The 22,778-nt window shown below is 47.6% G+C and carries 22 protein-coding genes and 1 riboswitch; of the genes, 15 read left to right on the top strand and 7 right to left on the bottom strand.

The window, feature by feature from the left end; translation table 11 throughout:
* Positions 1-14: 14 nt before the first annotated feature.
* A complete protein-coding gene (locus tag GLV97_RS06880) occupies positions 15-1,592 on the bottom strand; it encodes a BCCT family transporter (RefSeq protein ID WP_202410595.1) in 1,578 nt (525 codons plus the stop codon).
* A gap of 157 nt (positions 1,593-1,749) precedes the next feature.
* A complete protein-coding gene (locus GLV97_RS06885) occupies positions 1,750-2,481 on the bottom strand; it encodes a ZIP family metal transporter (RefSeq protein ID WP_373562395.1) in 732 nt (243 codons plus the stop codon).
* 239 nt (positions 2,482-2,720) lie between these two features.
* Between GLV97_RS06885 and GLV97_RS06890 the strand changes: the two genes are divergently transcribed.
* Positions 2,721-3,494, top strand: coding sequence for a CsxC family protein (locus GLV97_RS06890; protein ID WP_202410596.1), 774 nt, complete (start codon positions 2,721-2,723; stop codon positions 3,492-3,494).
* Positions 3,495-3,546: 52 nt separating this feature from the next.
* Here the strand turns inward: GLV97_RS06890 and GLV97_RS06895 are convergent, their stop codons facing one another.
* From GLV97_RS06895 to GLV97_RS06905, 3 genes are all read right to left on the bottom strand, one after another.
* The gene (locus GLV97_RS06895) at positions 3,547-4,641 is read right to left on the bottom strand and encodes a hypothetical protein (RefSeq protein ID WP_160889368.1); all 1,095 of its coding nucleotides are present in this window, start codon (positions 4,639-4,641) and stop codon (positions 3,547-3,549) included.
* Positions 4,642-4,905: 264 nt separating this feature from the next.
* Positions 4,906-5,640, bottom strand: a complete 735-nt coding sequence (locus GLV97_RS06900) for a CsxC family protein (protein WP_160889369.1) — start codon at positions 5,638-5,640, stop codon at positions 4,906-4,908.
* 137 nt (positions 5,641-5,777) lie between these two features.
* Complete coding sequence (locus tag GLV97_RS06905; protein WP_160889370.1) at positions 5,778-6,542, bottom strand: CsxC family protein; 765 nt, start codon at positions 6,540-6,542, stop codon at positions 5,778-5,780.
* Positions 6,543-6,756: 214 nt separating this feature from the next.
* Here GLV97_RS06905 and GLV97_RS06910 point away from each other — a divergent pair, with 214 nt between their 5' ends.
* Together GLV97_RS06910 and GLV97_RS06915 are read left to right on the top strand one after the other, a co-directional pair.
* A complete protein-coding gene (locus GLV97_RS06910) occupies positions 6,757-7,929 on the top strand; it encodes a ParM/StbA family protein (RefSeq protein ID WP_160841292.1) in 1,173 nt (390 codons plus the stop codon).
* Positions 7,930-7,947: 18 nt separating this feature from the next.
* Entirely contained in the window at positions 7,948-8,319 is a 372-nt protein-coding gene (locus tag GLV97_RS06915) for a hypothetical protein (RefSeq protein ID WP_160841291.1), read from the top strand.
* A 75-nt stretch (positions 8,320-8,394) separates the two neighbouring features.
* On the opposite strand, the gene GLV97_RS06920 is transcribed toward GLV97_RS06915, so the two are convergent.
* A complete protein-coding gene (locus tag GLV97_RS06920) occupies positions 8,395-8,934 on the bottom strand; it encodes a CotY/CotZ family spore coat protein (protein WP_160839349.1) in 540 nt (179 codons plus the stop codon).
* A gap of 154 nt (positions 8,935-9,088) precedes the next feature.
* A riboswitch (cobalamin riboswitch) is annotated at positions 9,089-9,283 on the top strand.
* Positions 9,284-9,674: 391 nt separating this feature from the next.
* Here GLV97_RS06920 and mmgD point away from each other — a divergent pair.
* The 7 genes from mmgD to GLV97_RS06955 all read left to right on the top strand — a co-directional run bounded on the left by mmgD (position 9,675) and on the right by GLV97_RS06955 (position 15,770).
* Entirely contained in the window at positions 9,675-10,784 is a 1,110-nt protein-coding gene (gene mmgD, locus GLV97_RS06925) for a citrate synthase (protein WP_160889371.1), read from the top strand.
* Between the two features lie 59 nt (positions 10,785-10,843).
* On the top strand, positions 10,844-12,283 hold the full coding sequence (locus GLV97_RS06930) for a bifunctional 2-methylcitrate dehydratase/aconitate hydratase (RefSeq protein WP_160889372.1): 1,440 nt from the start codon (positions 10,844-10,846) through the stop codon (positions 12,281-12,283).
* 15 nt (positions 12,284-12,298) lie between these two features.
* Entirely contained in the window at positions 12,299-13,222 is a 924-nt protein-coding gene (gene prpB, locus GLV97_RS06935; RefSeq protein ID WP_160889373.1) for a methylisocitrate lyase, read from the top strand.
* A gap of 159 nt (positions 13,223-13,381) precedes the next feature.
* Positions 13,382-13,804 (top strand): hypothetical protein, encoded by a 423-nt coding sequence (locus GLV97_RS06940; RefSeq protein WP_160839358.1) that lies wholly within the window; start codon positions 13,382-13,384, stop codon positions 13,802-13,804.
* A gap of 196 nt (positions 13,805-14,000) precedes the next feature.
* Positions 14,001-14,501 (top strand): hypothetical protein, encoded by a 501-nt coding sequence (locus GLV97_RS06945; protein WP_160839360.1) that lies wholly within the window; start codon positions 14,001-14,003, stop codon positions 14,499-14,501.
* Between the two features lie 118 nt (positions 14,502-14,619).
* Complete coding sequence (locus GLV97_RS06950) at positions 14,620-14,976, top strand: hypothetical protein (protein WP_160839362.1); 357 nt, start codon at positions 14,620-14,622, stop codon at positions 14,974-14,976.
* A 74-nt stretch (positions 14,977-15,050) separates the two neighbouring features.
* The gene (locus GLV97_RS06955) at positions 15,051-15,770 is read left to right on the top strand and encodes a YheC/YheD family protein (RefSeq protein ID WP_160889374.1); all 720 of its coding nucleotides are present in this window, start codon (positions 15,051-15,053) and stop codon (positions 15,768-15,770) included.
* Here the strand turns inward: GLV97_RS06955 and GLV97_RS06960 are convergent.
* Positions 15,755-17,095, bottom strand: a complete 1,341-nt coding sequence (locus GLV97_RS06960) for a YheC/YheD family protein (protein WP_160889375.1) — start codon at positions 17,093-17,095, stop codon at positions 15,755-15,757. The two genes, GLV97_RS06955 and GLV97_RS06960, sit on opposite strands and share 16 nt — an antisense overlap.
* Before the next feature lie 119 nt (positions 17,096-17,214).
* Here GLV97_RS06960 and GLV97_RS06965 point away from each other — a divergent pair, with 119 nt between their 5' ends.
* Genes GLV97_RS06965 through GLV97_RS06985 form a run of 5 tightly spaced genes read left to right on the top strand, consistent with a single transcriptional unit; the run spans position 17,215 to position 22,693 of the window.
* Positions 17,215-18,564, top strand: a complete 1,350-nt coding sequence (locus GLV97_RS06965; protein ID WP_160889376.1) for a YheC/YheD family protein — start codon at positions 17,215-17,217, stop codon at positions 18,562-18,564.
* Positions 18,565-18,584: 20 nt separating this feature from the next.
* Positions 18,585-19,808, top strand: a complete 1,224-nt coding sequence (locus GLV97_RS06970) for an ATP-grasp domain-containing protein (RefSeq protein WP_160889377.1) — start codon at positions 18,585-18,587, stop codon at positions 19,806-19,808.
* Between the two features lie 10 nt (positions 19,809-19,818).
* Complete coding sequence (locus GLV97_RS06975) at positions 19,819-20,847, top strand: YheC/YheD family protein (protein WP_160889378.1); 1,029 nt, start codon at positions 19,819-19,821, stop codon at positions 20,845-20,847.
* Positions 20,848-20,863: 16 nt separating this feature from the next.
* Complete coding sequence (locus tag GLV97_RS06980; protein ID WP_160889379.1) at positions 20,864-21,295, top strand: hypothetical protein; 432 nt, start codon at positions 20,864-20,866, stop codon at positions 21,293-21,295.
* A gap of 30 nt (positions 21,296-21,325) precedes the next feature.
* A complete protein-coding gene (locus GLV97_RS06985; protein WP_160889380.1) occupies positions 21,326-22,693 on the top strand; it encodes a Mur ligase family protein in 1,368 nt (455 codons plus the stop codon).
* Positions 22,694-22,778 lie beyond the last annotated feature (85 nt).

Raw genomic sequence — 22,778 nt, forward strand, 5'->3', positions numbered from 1 at the left:
TCCACTTTGGCAGACTATTCCACCTTGCGCTTCGCTTCATAAGCCGTCGACGGCTTATCTTTTTGACGCACGTTCGTAAGCCAGGCTTGATCGGTATCGATCATTTTCTTCGCTGCGTAAATGAGAATAAATTGGATGACGATGATCGGCAGACCCATAATTCCTGAAACGACATTCAGAGGCGCCAGACCGCCGATCCGCATCAGAATCAGGGCAAAAGCGGTAATGACAGCCGCAATGATAATCCGCAGTATCTTCGGCGGCTCAAAGCGGCTCATATCCCTCGTACTTGTATAAGCAGCAATCGTATACGTTGTCGAATCAAGGGTCGTGGTCAAGAAAATCAGCGCAACAATCATAAAGATGACTATAGCGATTTCACCGAAAGGAAGCGTATTTAAAATCTCCGGTATCGCCGCCATACGTGCTTCTTCTTCCACAAAGTTCAGAATATCAAGGTTTCCAGTCAGATAACGGTGGACACCAAGCCCGCCAAGCACCCCTGTTGCCAGCCAGGAAAGCAGCGTTGGAGCAAGCAGGTAGGTGAGAATCATTTCCTTGATCGTCCGCCCCCGTGAAATTTTTGCTGCGAACACACTGTGAAGCATGGCCCAGGTAGCACTGTAGGCAAACCAGAAAATCGTGTTGCTTTGAATATGTGAGGTTTCCCCCTGATAGACGGATTCGGTGTTCAATGAAAAGTCCAGGTAATTGGTCAACAGCATGGATACGCTGTCCGTAAAGTAGTTCAGGATGAAAACACCGGGACCACCGACGAGAATAAACAACGCTAAAAATCCGGCAATATACATGTTCCATGTACTCAACCGCTTGATTCCTTTTTCAATGCCCAGGTAAGCACTCAGGGAAAATAAAAAGACCCAGACGATCGTAACAATAATCGTCAGTGTGAAATTCACCTGGATACCGAGCAGATGAGAAAGGTTCTGCGTAATAATCGGCGCACCAAGTCCGAGCGTTACAGCTGCTCCGGAAAGGATACTGATTAAAAACAACACATCCAGCAGCCGGCCTCCGATACCGTCTGTGAATTTATCCCCGAACAGAATCCGGCAGGCTTCTGAAATCCTCATTAACGGGCGTTTTTTCACGTGCAGTATGTACCCCATGGCTGGTGCGATCATGACGAAAATAGCGAATACTTGAAAGCCCCATAAAAACATACTGTAGGCATTTCCCCACAGCAGAGCCTCCGCAGAACCAGCTTCCACTCCTGCGGGCGGGTCGTTGGCGACAGATGTCCACTGCAGCATCCCTGTCCGCATGATCGTCGATCCGACTCCCATCGCGACTAAAATCGAAGCGTATTCAAAAAGGGTGAACCGTGGTTTCTCCTTTGGATCCCCAAGCACCACTTTTCCGTATTTGGAAAAGGATAAATAAAGTCCTGCGGCTACCAGTAAAATGCCGTACCATAAGTATCCCCAGCTGAATGATGCCACAATCGAATCAAAGACCGTATTCATAAGTTCTAAAGACTGTGATTCATACAGAGCGAAAGGGATACTGATGGCGGCCATCAGTAAAAGTGATGGAATGAATATTTTGTAATCAATCATCTTTTTATTCATGCTATCTCCTCCCAATTTCTGCATACCCGCTGAAAAACGAGATATAACGATATTTTCCCAATAAAATATTTCCAACGTAAAAACACTCCTTTCCCCCCTCACTAACAAGGGAAAAGGAGTGAAGATACAAAAAGACCGCCATGTCCTCCGGCAGGTGTCAGCGGAACCATTCCACAATACCGATCATGCTGAGCAGACCAAGCAGAAAGGAGAATGTAGCCAGGCGCTCATAGCCATGGCCGTGGGTTTCCGGAATCAACTCTTTATAAACGATAAACAACATGGCACCAGCTGCAAAAGCGAGTCCATAAGGAACGAGAAACAACGACATATGTACGACGTAAAATCCGATAAAACTGGAGACGCACTCGATTCCGCCTGTAAGCAGCGCCATAAAGATAGCTGTTCGTTTAGGAACGTGCTGATGAAGCAGAAATAAAGCCACAAGGAATCCTTCCGGCGCGTTCTGAAGGCCCATGGAGAAGGCAACAACTACTCCGAGATGCTCGACTTGACTGGCCAGACTGGCGCCGACCGACAATCCCTCCGGAATATTATGCAGCGTCATCGCCGCCACGAGCATCAACGATTGGTGCGGGAGTACGGGGTCCTTTCGCTTATGATCCATATCCACATGCGGGAGAAAATATTCAAGCAGGTTCAGGATCAGCGCACCTCCAAGCACACCGAAACAAAGGATCGTCAAATTCGTCAGTTTCAAAGAAGCCGGGATAAGGCCATACGTTGATGCTGCCATCATCACACCAGCCGTATAGGCGAGTATGCTGTCCATTTTCCGATGGGATACCCGTCGGATCAACAGGACCGGAAGTGCTCCCACTCCCGTAGCCATGGCGGACAACACCATGATGATAAACGCTCCTTCCAACGTCTCCCCCTCCTTCTGTCAAACCACTGTTTTCTAGTATATGTACAGGCCATCGGAAAAGAACTTCCTATACCAGTATAGAAAACTATCATTTTTCCGCTGGTTGTTGACCTAAATTCAAGATCTGCCGGCACCTGTCCATGCCAATTGTTCATAGAGAACATATAGTAGTACTGAGTCAAAAGAAACTTGTCTAATAGAGAGAGCTTTTGGCACAATCTATCAAGGAGTGAACATGTATGAGAAAAAACACAGGATGTGGAAAAGGACACAAAAAGTGTCCGGACCTGCCTGCCAGCGACAAAGCGAAATCGAAAAGCCTCTACACAGAATCTGCATCTTTCGGCGGTGGTGAAGAGCAGACGGTCGTGCTCGGAGATGTCATCATTCAGTCGTTGACTGAAGCGGATTTTCACTTACCGACACCTGCACGTGCGATTAAAAACATTGAGAAAAACATGACGTTGACTCAATGTAAGGCCATTCCAGTAGTTGGACGCCGCGACCGTGTAAAACTGTTTGTAGAAGGAGTCATCCACAAAAACATCCAGTACGTGGAGGATGCTTTCGGATACGTGCGTGACTACAGCATCGATATCCCGTTTAAAGCTTATGACCTTGTTAACCTCCAGGAGGATATTGATTACCCATTCGGCTTCGAATACAGTGTTAAAGAAAATGTTCTTCAGTACCGTGAGCTTTCGGATGACGGTATGGGATCTGACCGCTGTGAGTTTGGATCAGTGACGTTTGAAATCAATAACGAACCGATCCATTGCAAACTGCTTGCCCATGCTGTCAACCAACTTGACCTTGTCAGCGATTTTGACAAGTGGGGACGCTTCAACAAAGTGACCGAAAAGATGGACATTGTCCTCGTTATCAAGTTGACCCAGAAACAGCAGCCTGACTTCCCGGACACTCTTCCATCACCAGATGATGATGGAGACACGCAGGCAGCTGCTCTTCCACAATCCGCCTTCAATCAATTTAGAAATTACCTCGGACGTTAATCTATAAAAAAGAGGATTCCTTCCTGCGGAATCCTCTTTCTTTTTGTGCCTTCTACTCCAGCACCTCCAGCAGACGGTACTGCTGCTGATAAAGATAAAGCTTCCCTTGAAAGACGCCCTGCACATACACCTCTCCATCTTCCCACTTCTGTTGGTGAGTGATGAAAGCTGTTTCCACCACTTCTTTTTCCACAGAAGAAGAATAGGTATGATGAATTTCCATATGGATCTCTGCTTCTTCAGACTCGTATTCTTTTTCAAAACTGGAAGGGAGTTCCGGTGGAACCACCCATTTCACGTATACCGTTTGCTCAAATGGGAGGAGTACATAATCCCGCTTGATCTCACCATTCACCTGATAATCGATGGTTACACGATACCGTCCATACAAAACCACAGAGGCGTTGGGGTAGATACGCATGTCAATATTATTCAATGTCCATGCTGTTTCTGTAATGGAGTCAAAGTCATACCCTGCGGCAAACGTTTCCTGGATGTTCCATTGAAGAGGAACATTTGTTAAAAGGACAGGCACTTTCACCATCCTTTCCTCCCCGTCCTCTTCCTCGATATCGTCTGAACAACTACAAATAACCGCACTGCTTGAGGAAGAAGATGACGAAGAACTGGAAGAAGATTCGCATTCGAACATGTCATCAACCGAACTCGCTTCAAAAGGATCCTCACAGCTTTCCTCCCCCGTAAAGGAAGAAAAATCGGTACCACCATCTGCAGAAAAGAGGTCTCTCTCATCCTCTGCTTCTACGTCAGCAGAAGAGGGAATCATCGATTCCGACAAAGCTTTCTGAGAAAGGTAATGATGCTTGAACTCACTGGAAGACTCTTCTATGGAAGCTGCAATATCACCAAGGATAGAAGGGTGTTCTTCATCATCAGAGACCTGCCGTTCGTCTTGGAAAGAGTCATAGGATTCATCCAGAAGAGCAAAAATTTCAGGCAGAACATCCGGGTTGTCCTCTGCCTCTGCACCTTCAAAAAAATTCTCACTGGATTCGCCCAGCATAGAAGTGAACCCTTTTTCAAGGGTGGACCTGCGCTTTCGCACTTCCGCTTCATGCATCTGTGCGTCATGGTAGTCTGCCATCCTGTCGTTCTCCCTCCCTTCATCCCCCTCCGGCTTAAACAAGACCATTTCCTCCTTTTCAACAGTGGTAGAAGGAAGGAACAGCGGACCCCCTGCCTGGTCATCACCGCTCTCTGTGATCCATCCATCAGAAACCGGGCCTCTGTCCGGCCGAAGCTTTTTTCTGTCCTTCGGGTTAACCCAATGCGTCTGTTTAAAAGTTATCACATCACGTTTCACAGCCTATGGAAGGCCATCCTCCCTCCCCCTTTCTTGTATGAGGATACCTCGTTGAAACGCGGATGATTGCTCACTTACGATCAACCCTCACATCATACAGTCATCGTTTGTCGTAGAAGCGACACGGATCTGCTGCTTCTGCAGAACATTCAAACAGATATCCAGCACCATTTTTTCTTCCATCTGAGTGAAAACCCCTTCATGAAAAGGAGCATGACCCGGAAGCGGCATACGATCCAGCGCTTCATCCCACTCCACAATCCTGCTGGACAGAAGCTCGCAGAATGGCAGCTCATTATAAAATTGACTGCTTTCCTGATGATACTGGGAGATATCATTCCCCATCAGTTCATCCTTTTCAGGAAAACCGTCCGGCAGCGTTTTGGAACGGATGAAATCGAATTCTTCCCTTGTATTGTTTTTAGGCATCACCGGCATCGAGAGAAATTCATTGATTTCCGTCACCTGCTCAAATGGGATATCGACAGTAAAGGAGTGGAGATCTGACGCGACACTTGTTTCTGTCGGCAGTTCGATTTCACTGCAGGGACTGGCGTATTGAATATTTTTGCGTACAAAACCTTTGATGAACAGTTTCTTAGATGGCAGCAGCAGTCGGCACTGAGTTAAGTGCACGCGTTTCTTAATATCTTTGATCTCGAGCACCGGCTCTGGAAAAGTGATTGTTTCACTTACGTAAATCTGCAGTTTCAATTCCGCCAGCACGACTGGAACCTTGGTAATGATTTTTCCGATACTGACGTGCGGCTTCCTTTCACAGTGATGCGCCAACCCATCCTCTTCTTTAAAAACACCCGTCATTTGTCTGCCCCCTAAACAAAAGATACCCACATCGTATGTAAGACCTTTTTCTGTGTCTGGGCTCTTATCCTGATTTCAAAACATTGGTGAAACAGTAAAAAAAGATGACAGCCCTTATGGACTGCCACCTTCTTCGATTACAGAGCGTCTACGCGCACCTGCTGGTTTTGAAGCACTTTGATGGTGAATCGCACCTGCATTTTTTCTACCATGTGTTGGAAGTATCCTTCATCAACCGGTCCGTCGCCGATAAATTGACGATCGGTCGCTTCGTCCCACTCAAGGATCTGACTGGAAACAAGCTCACAGAATGGAAGTTGATTGTAACCCTGGAAGCTTTCCTGATGGAATTGGGAAAGGTCGCTGGACAAATACTGATCTTTTTCAGGATAGCCGGTGCCAAGGTCCTGGGCTCTGAAGAAATCGTATTCATCCCTGCGATTACGAAGTGGAAGCTGAGCTGGTGACTCAAGATCAACAGTTGTCATGCACTCAAATGGAACTTTTACAGTAAGAGACTTGATTTCAGAAGAGATGCATTCCCCATCAGCGTTGTGGGAAGGTGTCGCGTATTGGATGTTTTTACGTACATAACCTTTCAGGAACAATGGGAACGGACCTGCAGAAAACTGGTCATCGTCGGCGCCTGTGGACGTACGAGTAAGCAGACGGCACTGGGTAATAATCACCCGTTTTTTAATATCTTTAATTTCAAGAACCGGATCAGGGAATGAAATGTTGGCGACGAGGTTGGTCGTCACATTATAGGCTCCCAGCTCAACCGGAATTCGGACGATACGCTCCCCAGTTGGAGTGATCGCAGTATCCGTACTCGTATTTGTACACTGTTCAATAGAAGCAGATTCATTCAGGTTTACACAATGACGGTCATTTTTTCTCATTATATTTTCCTCCTTTATAGTAACCTCACTGTAGTCTATGCTCTATGATTTCGAAGGCATGGTCAGTTGCATTAGTATAAACGTGGAACTTTTAAGACAAGTCCGGATAAAAGATTCATAGAAAAGAAGCGCCCAAATCTATCAGAGGGACAGAAGAGGAGTACTGGCACAGCCCGGAAAGCTGCGCATATGCTTTAACGTCAGGAGGGAGAAAATGAAAAACGAGCATATTTTCTCTGTAGATATCGGGAACAGCTGGTATAAGATCCTCGCATCCGATGATGGGGGATTGATGGATTATCAAATACCGAACGCCATTGCTTTATTTGACGAAGAATTTTACGAAATGCCGTATGACGAAGAAGACGTCGATTATGAAGAAAACATGATTGTGGAAATTAAAAGTCCGGCCATTCAGGACCGCCGGGATATTTATTATATCGGCAAGTCAGCGGTCAAACAGAGAAATGTCAGCCTGACTTCTTTTAACAATCAGAAGGTCGATGAGGAACGGACGTACATCCTCCTCTTTGCCGCGGCTGCTTACCACGCCCTGCTTGGCAGTGGTTCAGAAAAAGATGTCGATTATACGATTGACCAGCTGGCTGTTTCTCTGCCGACGACGCAGTACAAACGCAGAAAGGATACCCTGAAGAGCCGGCTTACCGGGACCCATACAATCATTTTTCATAAAGTCCCCGGTCTCAGAGAGCCAAAGGAAGCGGTCGTTACCCTTCATATTGAAGATGTCATCGTCGGTGCAGAAGGAGCTCTCGCTTATTTAGCTCTCACCCGCGATCCAGAAACGCTCGCTGTCTCTGATGAGTCCCTTGTAAAGGAATCGGAACGCGGCATCATTATCGGAGATCTGGGAGGGGATTCCGTTGACTTTGTCGGTATCAAACATAATAAACCGGTCGCTTCCGTGGAAGGTGAGCCCTTCGGCATCAACCCTTTTCTCGATACCATCATACAAAAAGTCAGCCAGAATGAACTGTACAGCTTCAATTCCAGATCAGAGCTGGAGGAAAAGCTGGCGCGAGGCCAGTCGGAATGGTATGTAGAACCTTTTGCCGGCGTAAAAAAAGACATCAGCCGATACATTCTTCCCCAGCTGCGGCTGATGGCTGTGAAGTACTTGGAACACTTCGACCGCGTCCGCACAAGTTCCCACGAAATCAAAGGGGCTGCCCGCTACATCGCCGTCGGAGGCGCAGCCCAGATCGCCGAACGCCAGATCCGTGAAGCCGCTGTCGCATGGAGCGAAAAAGGACGGCCGATTGAATTGTTGTTTCCGGAAGACATGGCCAAATTGAATGTGCGGGGGCTGATGATTCTTGCTGGCATGCAGCTCTTCAGTAAAAAACAGACCGCTGACAGGTCCTAAGAGCGAGAAGGTGAAACGATGTCACACACCTACCGTGATTATTTCAACGAAACCGTTGTCACCATTCCAGACAAATATATAAACGTCAGAACCGGACACTCTGAAGCTGTTGAGGCGAAAGTGAGGAAGGAACTGGCCTATCATGCGGAAAATAATACGCTCCAGCACTTTCTTCTTTCTGCCCTGCATCAGTACTTATCCGCACCAGGAGAAGGACGCCCCTCCGGAGAAGATCCTGTACTCAGAGAGCTCCGCACGATCAAGGAGATGCTCACGAGAGGCACCCGGCCTTCCGGCGCTCCAAGCAGCTGCTCCGCCCCCGCGCTTCATTCTTCCGGTTTGATCGATCAAAAAGAACTGGAAGATATGTTGGAAGCCTTCGGAGGATAAATCAGAAAAGCCGGCTGAGGCCGGCTTTTCTAATGGAATTGATGCATGGCGGCACTTGATTGATCCTTTTCCAGATTAATGGAGACGGACAGCCGGGAGACAGGTAACCGCGCAGAAGCAGGATAAATCCACAGTGATGCAGATGCCTGTACCTACAAGGTCACGAACCGCCTTCCCATCAATCTGGCTGCATGCAGAATGTCTGTGCTTTCCGTCGCTCTTCCAGTCGGATTTAAAAACAAGCAGTTCAAGAACCGCACATCCTTTATGAACGTCCTTCACTTTAAACAAGTGTGTATGGACACACTTGAATGTTTCTTTTTCTGCATGACATGAATAGGTCGTCACCCCTGTTCCCTTAAAAGGATCACAGCCGCAGTACAGGATGACAGGCACGGTGTTTTTCTTTACTTTACGATCACCCAGCAGGGAGTCAATCGACTGCTGGCATGACGTGTGGCAGCTGTCATCTTCCACTTTATCCTGAGCGTAAACAATCGCCTCCAGTACATCTTCCACACAGTTTTTGTAATGCTTCATTTTTTTAGACTTTCCACAGTGGTCTTTATGTTTATGGTCATAACTGTAACTTGAGCTTTCATAATCATAACTCATCGTTTTCACTCCTTATTCATTCAGTCCTGATAGTATACGCCGCTCTTCTCATTCCGTTTGATATGTGCGCCCATGCCATCCGGAATAACTTTTGCGGGTTTTATAATAAAATTGTTTATTTTCCAAATCTTTGCTATATTGAAAGAGAAAATTGAATAGCGTTGTAGATACAGGTTCCTCTTCTTTCACAGAAGAGGATTAATAGGGAAACCGGTGAAAATCCGGTGCTGTCCCGCAACTGTAATTTGGGAGCGGTCCTTTCATACCACTGTCTTCACACATGAAGATGGGAAGGTTTCGGACTGCAATGACCATAAGCCAGGAGACCTGCCTGTATCAGCAGACATCAAAACCTACGAGGATAGGAGGTGTTAAGTGCGGTCGAATGGTTTCCATATGGGCAGTTTTCTGCCTGTCTGTTTCCTTTTTAATACGTAAACTTAACAACTTCTCACAGGAAGTTGTTTTTTTGTGGTCGTTATTCTGTTAGGGATGAGATAAATTCCCGTTGTCATCGCTGAAGGAAGATTTTATAAACCAATTGAGATCCAGCATCATGCTCCAATTCAGTTGTGGGACACGGCAACCATTGGACCGTATGTATCAAACCCTTCACTCCGGGCTTAGGGATGAAGAGGTCAGGTATCTGAAAGAAGCTTATCAACAGGTTCGCAGAGAATTGATCGGCTGAGACCGCTGTGCTTTATTGTAAGCGTTTACTCGTATGAAGGAGGAACGATATGGATAAAATGACAACGTTTCAACCTGGATTGAACGGAGTGATTGCTGCGGAAACGAAGCTTTCCTACCTGGATGTAGAGGCAGAGGAAATTGTTATCCGCGGGTATGATTTGATTGAGCTGGCTGAAAAACAGCAGTACATCGACCTGATCCAACTGCTTCTACACGGCCGCCTCCCTACCCTTTCGGAACAACAGGAGCTGGAGGCAGCCTTAAAAGAAGAAGCCCACCTTTCCGACAGTTTGGTTGAAATATTAGGTAAGCTTCCTAAAGGCACTCATCCAATGGATGCATTACGGACCGGTATTTCCGCTCTCGCCGGATACGATAAAAACCTCGGTGAACGAATCAACCTGGAGAAAACTGTACTTCGTCTACTGGCTAAAATACCGGCGATTACTGCCGGCAGTTACCATCTGCTGCATCAGCAGAGCATCGTCGACCCTGATCCATCGCTGTCCTACAGTGCCAACTTTCTGTACAGGCTGACAGGACGCACGCCGGATGAGCAGGAGGCTGCCATCTTTGACCAATCCTTAATGGTGTACAGCGAACATGAAATGCCGAATTCCACCTTCACCGCCCGAGTGATTGCCTCCACCAATTCCGACTTATATGGAGCGCTCACAGGCGCCGTTGCTTCTCTTAAGGGGAACCTTCACGGCGGAGCCAATGAAGCCGTCATGCATATGCTGCTGGAAGGTGGTTCTGTCGAAGGTTTCCGGCGTCTTTTGCTCGATAAGCTCTCTCGCAAAGAAAAAGTAATGGGCTTCGGGCACCGGGTGTATATGAAGAAAATGGATCCCCGCGCTGCCTTGATGAAGGAAGCCCTCCGGAAGCTTGCGGCTGAAAAAGACAGAGAAGACCTGCTGGCGTGCTGTGAAGCAGGGGAAGAATTGATGAAGGAAGAAAAAGGATTATATCCGAACCTGGATTATTACGCAGCTCCTGTCTATTACCTGCTCGGCATACCGATTGATCTGTACACGCCGATTTTCTTCGCGGCCCGTACGCTTGGCATCTGTGCTCATGTGACCGAACAATATGCGGACAATAAATTGTTCCGGCCAAGGGTTCATTACACAGGGCCACGGGGACTGCATCCATAAATCTTAGAGAGGGGCCCTCCCTCTTTCATCCAATTTTCAAACGAAGGTGGAGATAGACGATGAATGAAACAAAAGTACAGCATACTGGTGTCGACGCAATCCTGGAAGAAATCGCTTCCTACGCCGTTGATGGGGAAATTACGAGCGAAGAGGCGATGGAAACGGCTCAATACGTTTTAATGGATACGCTTGGATGCGGCTTTTTAGCGCTCCGCTATCCGGAATGCACCAAGCATCTGGGGCCGATCGTACCCGGCACGGTGGTTCCTGACGGGTCCAGAGTTCCAGGGACATCCTATGTGCTCGATCCGGTCCATGCTGCGTTTAACATCGGGTGTATGATCCGATGGCTGGACTATAACGACACATGGCTTGCTGCCGAATGGGGGCACCCTTCCGATAACATCGGAGGCATCCTTGCAGCGGCTGATTATATCAGCCGGTCCTCCTTGAGTTCCGGACAGGAACCCATGACAATGCATGAGGTCCTGGAATACATTGTGAAGGCTCACGAAATTCAAGGCATTCTTGCCCTGGATAACAGTTTGAACCGGGAAGGCCTTGATCATGTGCTCTATGTGAAAGTAGCGACGACAGCTGTCGTGACCGCTATGCTCGGTGGAAAAAAGGAAGATGTGACAAACGCGGTGTCCCAGGCATGGCTGGATAACTCCAGCCTTCGCACTTACCGGCATGCACCGAACACCGGATCAAGAAAATCCTGGGCCGCCGGAGATGCCACAAGCCGCGGTGTCCGTTTAGCTCTGATGACAATGAAAGGTGAAATGGGCTACCCTTCAGCTCTTTCTGCACCTGGATGGGGATTCCAGGATGTCCTGTTCAGCGGGAAGGAACTGACGCTTCAACGGCCGTTGGGCTCTTATGTGATGGAGAATATTCTATTTAAAATTTCCTTCCCTGCTGAGTTTCACGCCCAGACGGCAGCAGAAGCCGCTGTCCAGCTGCACAGTCAGGTGAAGGATAAACTGGAAGCCATAGAAAAAATCACGATTACCACCCATGAGTCGGCCATCCGGATCATTGATAAAAAAGGACCGCTCCACAACCCGGCAGACAGGGACCACTGCCTTCAGTATATTACAGCGATCGGTCTGCTGTACGGCGATGTGAACGCCGATCATTACGAAGATGAAACGGCGCGGAATCCGGCCATCGATAAATTGAGGGATGTGATGGAAACCATTGAGGATGAAACGTACAGCCGGGACTACCTGGATCCGGACAAGCGCTCCATCGCCAATGCCGTTCAAGTGTTTTTCGCAGATGGAACCTCTACCGAGCAAGCAGCCGTGGAGTACCCGATCGGTCATCGCAGACGCAGGGACGAAGGCATCCCCCTTCTATTAAACAAGTTTCAAGCTAACGTGAAAACACGCTTTTCATTTAAACAGACGAACAAAATATTGAATCTCTGCGAGGATTACGAGGCATTATCACGAACGACAGTGCCGCAGTTTATGAACAATTTCCAATTATGAATGGAGGAATGAACGATGACATGGCTCGTACAGCCGGCTTCAACCCAGAAGGAACGCGCCCAGGTCTTTCAAAGATTGATGAAGAGCGATGAACTGCTGAAAATCCCCGGTACACATGATGGTATGAGTGCCAAAATTGCCAAGGACCTGGGTTTTCAAGCTCTCTACTTGTCTGGTGCCGCTTATACAGCCAGCCAGGCACTGCCGGACCTCGGTCTCATTTATTCCAATGAAATGGCTGAGAAAGCCAGGGAACTTGTCCGTGCTTCCGATCTTCCGCTTCTTGTTGATATCGATACAGGGTATGGCGGTGTGCTGAACGCCGCAAGAGCAGCGAAGGAGATGGTGGAAGCAGGCGCCGCTGCTGTACAGATTGAAGATCAGTTGATGCCTAAAAAATGCGGGCATCTTAACGGAAAACAATTAATTCCTAAAGAAGAAATGATGCAGAAAATTCAAGCCATCAAAGAAGCAGCTCCCGAGATAATTGTCGTGGCAAGGACAGACGCCAAAGCCGTTGAGGGCATCGATCAAGCCATTAACCGTGCCCAAAGCTATATAGAAGCAGGGGCGGATGCGATCTTCCCGGAAGCTTTCATAAGTGAAGAGGATTTCAGACAGGCATCTTCTGCTTTGGATGTTCCAATTCTCGCCAATATGACAGAATTCGGCCGGACCCCTTACTATACAGATCAGCAGTTTGCCTCTTTTGGCGCTGATATGGTCATTTATCCGGTTACTTCCCTGCGCGCGGCAGCGAAAGCTTATGAACGAGTCTTTGCAGATATCATGGAAAAAGGCACACAGCAGGAGAAGCTGGAGGATATGCAGACAAGACAGGAACTCTATGAAACCATTGATTATTATGATTATGAAGCTTTAGATGAAAAAGTAGCAAAAACTATTCTTCCTGAGATAGATCCTGAACACAAAAGGTGACAGCAGCGGCCATCCTTTCTTATTTATAGAAGGATGGCCGTTGTTATAGGTGGAAAAAGTAAAGTACAACTTCAAGAAAAGACATATTTCCCCTGTAAAGTCCGCCCTTCTTTCTTTTATACTTAGAGAAAGCCAGGAAGAAAGGATAGGAAGCTATTGATGTTATACATATGGAAAATTGAAGAAATCATCCAGCAGACGATCAGCGACCACCAACTGGATATCAGCTGGGCAGCAGACAACCAACTGAAAGCTCCTATGAGCTTTAACGTGTCGAACAATACACTGACCTTTAATTACCTTGAGGTGAACGGCTTTATGAGTAAAGCCCAGCTGGGCATCGCAAAGGAAGAATACGTACAGCTGATGGTCTGTCATGAACTGGGATATTATCTTACCTTCAAAAAGCATAAGCATGACCTCCGCACACTCATGTACGGCGAAGACGAAGAAATCGCTGAATTAAAAGCGGTTATTGAAACGAACGCCTGGGATTACGGCCGGACACTCGTTCCTGAACCATTGAAGCAGGCCTACGATCAGCTGCGCGAGCAGAACAAACAACTTCTGCGGGGGCTTTAATCGAATCCGTCCATTGGAACTATTCTATCGGTACTTTTTAAGGATTATAATAAAATCATCGTGTCGGAATAAAGTTTTTTTACAACTTTTCTCATCTTTTTAGAGGGATTTTACTTTTTTTGAAGAAATAGTAAACTATATACTTTGTTTGTCACTGCTCTCATTGATTAGGCTTATAAAAAGGATGGTGGATGGTTTGTTCAAGAATCGTATATTCAAGAATATTCTATTCCAATGGATGCCTCATAAGGAACAGAGTGTTTGCGAGCGTAAACTTGTCAAGGCAATTAAGCGCTTGAAAATTGAAGATTTTCATTTCAACTGGGACCGGAACAGCTGCTATATTGAGTTTTCCTATCAGGGAGAAGTGTACAGACTGGATCATTCGGTGGACAAAGCTAAAGAACGTGGGATTATTTTAAGAAATGGTCTGGACTGCTTGAATGAGCTGACCCAGTCTTTGGAAGATCTGGGCGTCATCATCGACCGCGGCATGTACAACTTTGAAACCTGGATCATTGGAATGAAGCAGCCGAAAGCCGGAATATCAGCGGAGTATGAAGAGGAATTTCATATCCGTTATAAATCAACGGCTCCTAAAGTCCCTTCTGAATTTGCACGTCCCGAGGATGCGACCGCATTCCGCGAGCCTTTACCTGAATACAAAGATGAAGAAAAAAGCTATCAGCGATTTTAAATATCATGCAGTCACAGCAAAAGCCTGAAGGGAATCCCTTCAGGCTTTTTTCATGAACCTCCCACACAGACACTTCCATCCCCTTCACATATAGTAGATAAGTAAGGAGGTGTTGATCATGGGGGTCAATACAGGATGCAGCGCAGATTTCTGGGGGGCACTTCAAAATATCCCTCAATGGCCGGAAGACTATTCGATATGCGACCGCGTCAACCACGTATTCGATGTCTGCATTTACAAAGACAACCTTAACCTTTTGTTCGCTCTCAATCTTCCCGTCCCTTCCACTTTGACACAGGAACTGGCTGTTGAAGGAACAGCGGCTCTTCTCAACGCAGCGCACCCACTCGTAAACTACCCACTCACGGAAGAAGAAGTCATCGCCATTTTCCAGGAAGCTGTAGAAACAGAAAACTATGAAGAAGCCATAAGCCTGTTCGCAGCCTACAACAACCTCTACTGTCCACTGGCATAAACCAACAGTTTGGACCCATCCCCTGAAATTCAGGGGTTTTTTTATCATCCGGGTCCAGGAAAGGAACGTATCACGTGAAGACGAGCAAGTGGAGAAAATATCAATGGATGAAGCAGTCTGACGGCCTCCGCCCTTTTCTGCCGGAAACGAAACGACTCACTCCCGGTACAATGGTGGATATGATGAAAAGACATCAACAGGTGATCTTAAAACCCGTGCTTGGCTATAAAGGCAGAGGTGTCATCCAGCTGTCCGATTTAGGACACGATACCTTCGAATGGCATATCAAGCATAAAAAAATCCGTTCAAACGGTTTACCCGGGCTCTACGATCATTTTTTACATGAGTATGGCCACAGACGGTATTTGATTCAGCAGAAAATCCGCCTGGCAGAAATGGATGGCTGTCCGTTCGATTTTCGAGTCATGGTCCAGAGAAAATCATTCCAGAAGGACTGGCATGTGACGGGAAAACTCGCCAAAGTAGCGGCCGCTCCTTTTGTCGTCACCAACTATACCAAACAGATGCTGCCCGCTTCCCAAGCTCTATCTGCGGTTTTTGGGGAAGAAACGACCGTAGAGATCATGCAGCAATTGGACCAGCTCGCTTTGGATGTTGTACGCCATATTGCCCCGCATGATCAGGAGCACCGCCTATTCGGTCTTGATATCGCAGTCGATACGCACGGTCACCTATGGATCATTGAAGCCAATACGAAGCCGGATATTAAGATGTTCAGGAATTTACCGGACCTTCATGAATATAAAACGATCCGCGCCTACAAAAGAGGTTGATTTTCATTGGAGAATCCGGCCAGTGATTTAGCATAGGCGAGCGGGGAACGGTAAATGCTGTGCTTCAAAGCGGCATCACCGATCCTCACCAGACTCGTATGCCCGTAGTTCGCATTGACCTCGAGAAAATAAATCTCCTTATCTCCATTGATAATAAAATCCAGCGCGATATCGCCAAAGTGTCCAACAGCCTCATCCAAACGTTCTGCAGCAAGGAGACAGGCGGCTTCCACCCTTTTTTCCAGTCGTTTACGCTCCTTTCTGCCAAGCTTGTAAATCTGTTGGAGCGCAGCGGAGCCGTTCATCACCTTTTCGGTATACCGTAAATTCGTGATCACACTTCCTGTGCGGGCAACACGACCGACAAAACCCCGCACTTTCCAGGTAGAATCAGGGTCTTTCTGTACATAAGCCCTGAAATCCACCTGCTTTCCTTCCGACGCATAAGGAACACCCTGCTGTATGAGCCCTCGATTCCTGTCAGGAATCCCCGACATATACGCTTTAAACTGCTCTGTATTGGAAAAAATGTCTTTCTTCTGCTCTCCTCTCAACACTCTTGTGACGACATAGCTGTTTTCTTCTTTTTTCATTTGTATCATCCCATACCCTTTGGCTCCATATTTACGCTTCCAATACACGATGGAATAATGGTCGAGAAGCTCCACCAGCCGGGCATCTGTAGAATATTTTTCTGTATGGGGGACAAGCTTCTCAGTAGCCGGATCCTGTCTGAGCGCACAATAAAACCCCCACTTCCCCGCCCCTTTTCTATTAAAGACCCGTCCGGAGGTCAAAACATCAAGCAATCGGTACGTCCGTTCTCCACCGGCACTTGGACGGCTGAACACAGCACTTGGGAAGGGGTATGTCCCTGCATGGAATCCTTCCCCACCGGCAAAGCCATACCCTGTCACAACCTCAGCTCCCGCATGCACCTCATTCCTTGGAAAAACGATCACGAGTCCTTTCAAGGCTGTGTAATCCACAACCCAGCGGCGCATAATCTTCAAAACGCCCGGTCGGATGTTCTCCAAAGAAGTCCCTCTTACAATCCCAAGAACCGGACCAAGATGGAATCCATCCCTCCTCCGCATCCATTCAAAATCAATATGCTCAGATATCGACAGACCCCGAAGCAGGTCCGGGGAAAACTCAACCACTTCCTCTTTTATACGATCATGATAAAGGACACAGATGTTCCGTTTCCAAAGACCAAGATGAACATCCAGGCGTTCTCCCCCGTTCAACCCTAAAACTTCCTTCATAAAAGAAGGGAAAGCAGCGGACCCCTGCCTCAACTGCGGATTCGTTTTTATAAACAAAAGGCTCCCTCCCACCTGTAAAAGCCATCAGAACAAAGCTGGAATGCATTTTAGTCACACGCTTCTATTGTCCACGAATACCATATGCTGTACCTCAATCCGACGAGAGGGGATGCAGAATGAACGGCTCTATTCACCTTCAGAAAGAAAACCAAAAAGGGCAGGATTTACATCTTCCACACAGCCTCCTTCAAGAGTTCGCTATTCAGGAAGGAACGCCGGTGATTGTGGAGTTCGGTTCAAAAGCGGCCGCTGTAACGTTGAAAGGAACGAAGGCACAAAACGGGCGCCTCTCCTCTGCGACTGCTGATGAACTGCTTTTCCCCGAAGAGGGAATATTTCAACTGCAGTATAAAAGAGGCCATCTCAGGATTGGTCCTCATTTAGGAATCTTAGCCGCAAACAGGGAAAAATACCTGCCCGGGAAAGTCAGACGTTTCAACCGGGTTTTTCAGGATCATCCACTCCAAACCGGTATCCTCACCCTCTTCTCTCTGGACAGCATCCAATCCACCCACACGCAGCTGAGTGGTTATATGTATAACCCCCTGCATCAAAGCTGGGAGAAAAGACTCCTCCCCTATCCTGATGCCGTGTATAAGCGGATGTCGTTAAAAAAAGAGCTGAAGGCGGACTTCGATCGTCATATCAGCGGCGCTGTCTTTAATCAAGCTTCCTATTCGAAATGGCAGGTTTATCAATGTTTAAAAGATGATCCGGCCCTCTCGCCGCACCTTCCTCCTACAGCTCTTTATACAGGAAGAGAGAATACAACAGATTGGATGAACCAGTGGGGGGGCGTATTTTTAAAACCTGTCAAAGGTTCGTATGGACGTAAAACCATTCAAATCTCACCTTTTGCCGGGAGCAGGGACTGGCGCGTACAAACGAGAGAAAACAACAGCAGCATCCAGAAACGACTGACGCCGGAAGAAGCAGTTGTTCATCTAAAAGAAATCATCGGACGAAAACCCTATATTGCGCAGAAAAGACTGGACATCACCTTCGATCATCACGTGATCGATTACCGTATCTATCTGCATAAGGATAGGCAGGCGCAGTGGAAAGCCACTGGGTGGGTCGCTAAAACCGGGGCTGCGGGTAGTATCGTCAGCAACCTTGCAGGCGGCGGGCAAGTCTCTTCAGCGGAGGATCGGATAAAATCGTGTTTTTCCTTAACTAAAGCACAGGCCGATCATCTGCGTGAAGAGGTGTTTTCCGTTTGCTGCCGGGCAGCAGAACGCTTGGAGAAGGAGTCCGGCACCGTTTTTGGCTACTTTGGTGTGGATATCGCACTGGACAAAGAAAAGAAGATCTGGCTGATTGAAATGAATCACCGGTACGTGGATGACCGCCTTCCCCTTCAAGCAGGGGATGATGATTTATATTGGCATATACAAAAATCCTACGTAGACACTTTACTAGGTATGTGTGGTTTTCCACAGGAACACATCAAGGAAAACCAATAAAGAAAGGGATATGGATGGTTATGGAGTGTATTGTATTCTTAGAAACCCACAAATCCGGCTCCAGCAGGGACGCTGTCGAAGCAGCCGTCCAGATGGGCTTCTTCACGATCCTTTTCACCCAGCAGATGAAGAAGCTGCACCAGCGTGAGGAGTACCCGGATGTACATCAAATGATTTTCGTGAAAGATTTACGGGATAAAGGCGTCATTTATGAGCATCTGAGGATTATAAATAAACAAGAAAAACAAATCAAAGCCCTCGTCAGCTTTGTCGATCCTTTCGTCCACCTGGCTGCAGAGATAGCCGCTGAACTTGGTTCAGCCTCCTTATCTGTAGACGCGTTGTATAAGATGGAGGATAAAACAAGATTCAGAGAAACGCTGAAGGGACACCCCGCTGCTCCAGAGCATGCTGTTCTACCGCTGAAGGAAGACGGAGATACTCTGTTTCATACGCATGTGAATCAACTCCCCGTAATTTTGAAGTCACCTGTTTCCAACGGTTCCAAGGACGTGCTTTTGATCGATGACAAAGACGCTTTCCTTACGGCCTGCTCCTATTTCAAAAAGCAGGCCGGCCTGTCCTCTCTCCTGCTGGAAGAATATGTGGAAGGACCACAGTATTTGATTGAAATCATCGTCGAACACGGAAATGTTCATCTGGCAGCAGTCATTGAACAGGTCATATCCAAGGAAGCCCGCTTCATAATTACCGGGTACCTGATGCCGGCCCCACTCCCTGATTCAAGTTTGGAAGAACTGCAGACCGTTATGGAAAGTATTGTTGAGCAGCTTGGTCTCTCCCATGGCACCTGCCACGCGGAAATGAGGCGGACGGTCCATGGGTGGAAACTGATTGAGATCAACCCACGCATATCAGGAAGTGCTGTCAACCAGCTCATTTATGAATCCACCGGCATTTCCTTAGTAAAAGAAACGTTGAAATTAAACCTCGGTTATCCGATCGACTGTACGCCGAAGAATCAACTTTCCGCCTATGCTCACTTCATCACCATGCAACGGAAAGGGAAACTGATTAAAGTAACAGGGAAACAAAAAGCGAAAACGGTTGAACATATTAAAAAGGTCTATGTGAAGCCGCGCAGGGGATCAATTCTATCCGCTCCTGTTTCGATGGGACACCGCTATGCGTATGTCATCGCGGCTGCACCGGATCCAGACGAAGCAGTCAGCGCAGCAACGTCAGCGGCGCGGGAAATCAAATTTCATTTAGAACCGGTTTAGGGTGTGGGATATGACACGGATTGGAATGCTTCATTACCGCCAGAAACCGCATCACGTTACGAAACCCTTCGCTTATGCAGCCGCAGCGAAAATGCATGGATCAGATTTTTTCTATTTTTCTTATACGGGTATTGATTTTGAGCAGAGACGAATCAACGGCTGGGTCTATCAGGAAGGAGACTGGCATCAGCAGGATTTTCCCTTCCCAGAGGTCATCATCAATATCAGTGCACCGAGGTCATCAAAACAGAAAGCTGTCAGCCGTGCCCTCCGCCTGCAGATCCCATTTATCAGCCGGTCGATTGGAAGTAAGCTGACCGTTTATAACAAAATTAAAAAAGGCCGGCAGTTCGCGGGCCACTTGATCCCAAGCCGGCCCATCGAAAAAATCGAAGATGTCCGGTCGTTTCTGAAGGATCACCCGGAAGCTGTCATCAAGCCCCTCTCAGGCCGTAAAGGAGAGTCCATCCATTTCATTACCAGGCAGGAGAATGGTTCGATTACCTGGCAGACCGGCGTCGATCAACAGACCTTTCCTTCAGATACGTGGGAAGAGAAAGTGACTGGACTGCTCCGTGAAAAAAGGTATCTGATTCAACCGTATATCGAATGCAGAACGAAAGCCGGGTTCAGCTACGACTTTCGTCTTCATGTCCATAAAAATAAAGAAGGCCGGTGGCAGACAGCTTTAATATATCCACGGGTCAGCGGAACCGAACGATTAACAAGCAACGTCAGCCGCGGGGGCTATCGTGGTGAGCTGATCCCCTTCCTAAAGGAAGAATTCGACAGGGAGTACTACAACATAAAGCAGCTCCTTGAATACTTCGCCGTTCACTTTGCTGCTCATTTTGAATCCCTGTACCCCGGGCGTTCGTTCGATGAACTCGGCATTGATGCAGCCGTTGACCGTAATCATAAGATATGGATCTATGAAGTGAACTGGCGTCCGGGGAGCCGGCACAGGGAGTTTGCCATTGCCCGTCATATGATTCCGTACGCCTGTTACACAGCTCGTCAGTATAAATCAAAAAGGTGAGCCAAAGGGGGTGGAAATGCTGAAGGAAGAAGCCGGTTTAATGAAAAGCTTTGAAATTCTTTATCATCAACAGCAGGAACTCCAGGGAGATCCGGAGGATGCTTGCAGCCCGCTTCTGGCTAAACTCATGCGTGTCGACACCATTCCCTTCTCCTTATTTAAACAGGACTCCCCCCTCCCATTTTCCACCCAGGGAACCATTGGAGGAAAGCCTTTTCAAACCTGGTGTTTCCGCCTTGAAGCCATCCATAAGGAAGACCAGAGCGTCCTTCTTTCCCTTCTCCAGCCTTATACGATTTATGGGGAACCGGCTGGATGGATGGAAGAAATCTATGCTCTGAAACGGACGCATTGTCTGATTACCCAGCCTGTCCCTGCGTTTTCCTCCCTCTCCTGTTTGAATATCGATTTATTGAAGCGAGACATTATTGTGGAGCCGAAGTGGTAGCATTCACGCTCCGCTGCAAAGGAGAATCCTGTGAAAAAACTATTGGTCAGTGACCTTATCAAAGAGCTGGATGGTGTTGTTGTACGTCAAGGCTCCCAGTCAGTGGTGAAATATACGGCGAAACGTATGAAGAAAGTGAGGTCTGGAAGCCTGTACTTCTGTCTGGATAAAGCAGCAGATGTGGAGCAGCTGCCGGCATGCGTCATCGTGACAAGCCGTCCGCAAAAATTCCAATCGGTTCAAGGAGATATCACCGTTATTCAAGTTAAAAAGACAAGAGAAGCTTATCGGCAGTTTCTCGCCTTGTACCGCCGCCTCCTTGCGATACCGATTCTCGCGATTACCGGCAGTTATGGAAAGACGACGACGAAAGAGATGGTCAAATACCTGTTATCTGAGGAGCATCGCGTGAAAGCAACAAAAGGAAATTACAATCTCTTCCGTTCTAATGCGGCAGTTTTGACCAGGATGAACGAAAACACCGACATCGGTATTTTCGAATTCGGTGTTGGGAAAGAAGGACACCTGGATAAGTGCGTCCGCTGCTTCAGCCCCTTTTCGGTATTGATCACCGGTATCGGAACCGATCATATTGACCGCTATGGATCCCAGCATCTTTATACTGCGGAAAAAGCTAAAATAATCAAGGGGGCTGAAGAGGAGCAGTCTGTCTTCCTGAATTCAGAATGTGAATATTCCAAGAGGTATGCCCGATCGCTTCGACCCGAGCGGATCATTTGGTTCGGAATGGATGAACAAGCCGATTACAGAGGATCTCACATCAAATATTCAGGCGAGGGTATGCTGTTCACCCTGACTCATGCAGACAGAAGCTATGAAGCCTTTGTTCCTGCCTTTGGCGTTCATATGGTCCGCAATGCCCTCGGCGCCATTGCGGCGGCCCATACCTACGGGGTGGATATGAAAATCCTGCTGGAGCGTCTTCGAACGTTCCCTCCGTTGAAGCGCCACTTGGAAATCGTCCCCGGCGTGAACGGATCGACATTGATAGACGATTCATGGAACTCCAACTCCGGATCGATTGAAGCTGCCCTTGCCGTACTGCAGGAGAAAGCCCGCGGTAAAAACAGTGTAGCCGTAATCGGACAGATCAATGAGCTTGGTATGGAAGAACTTCAGGAGTATAAAAAAATCGGACGCCTCATTTACAACCATCAGCCCGGACGTCTCATTACCATCGGAGAACGTGCGGCCGTCATGGCAAGGGAAGCCGTAAAGTGCGGCATGAGAGCACGACATGTCTATATGTGTGATACCTCTGAACGTGCTCTTACCCTGATTCAGAAATTTGCAGATGCTGATACCGTCTGTCTAATCAAAACGTCCATGCGGGACTCCTACAAAGATTTCATCAGCGTCCTCAGGGAGGAGTCTTAAAAAGCAGTCGAGAACATTCTCGACTGCTTTTATATTTTTTCAAGTCCTCGGAAAGCGGTATGAAAGCCGGATGGATGCCCCTGCA

Source organism: Halobacillus litoralis (assembly GCF_009856355.1).
Classification (GTDB): domain Bacteria; phylum Bacillota; class Bacilli; order Bacillales; family Halobacillaceae; genus Halobacillus; species Halobacillus litoralis_B.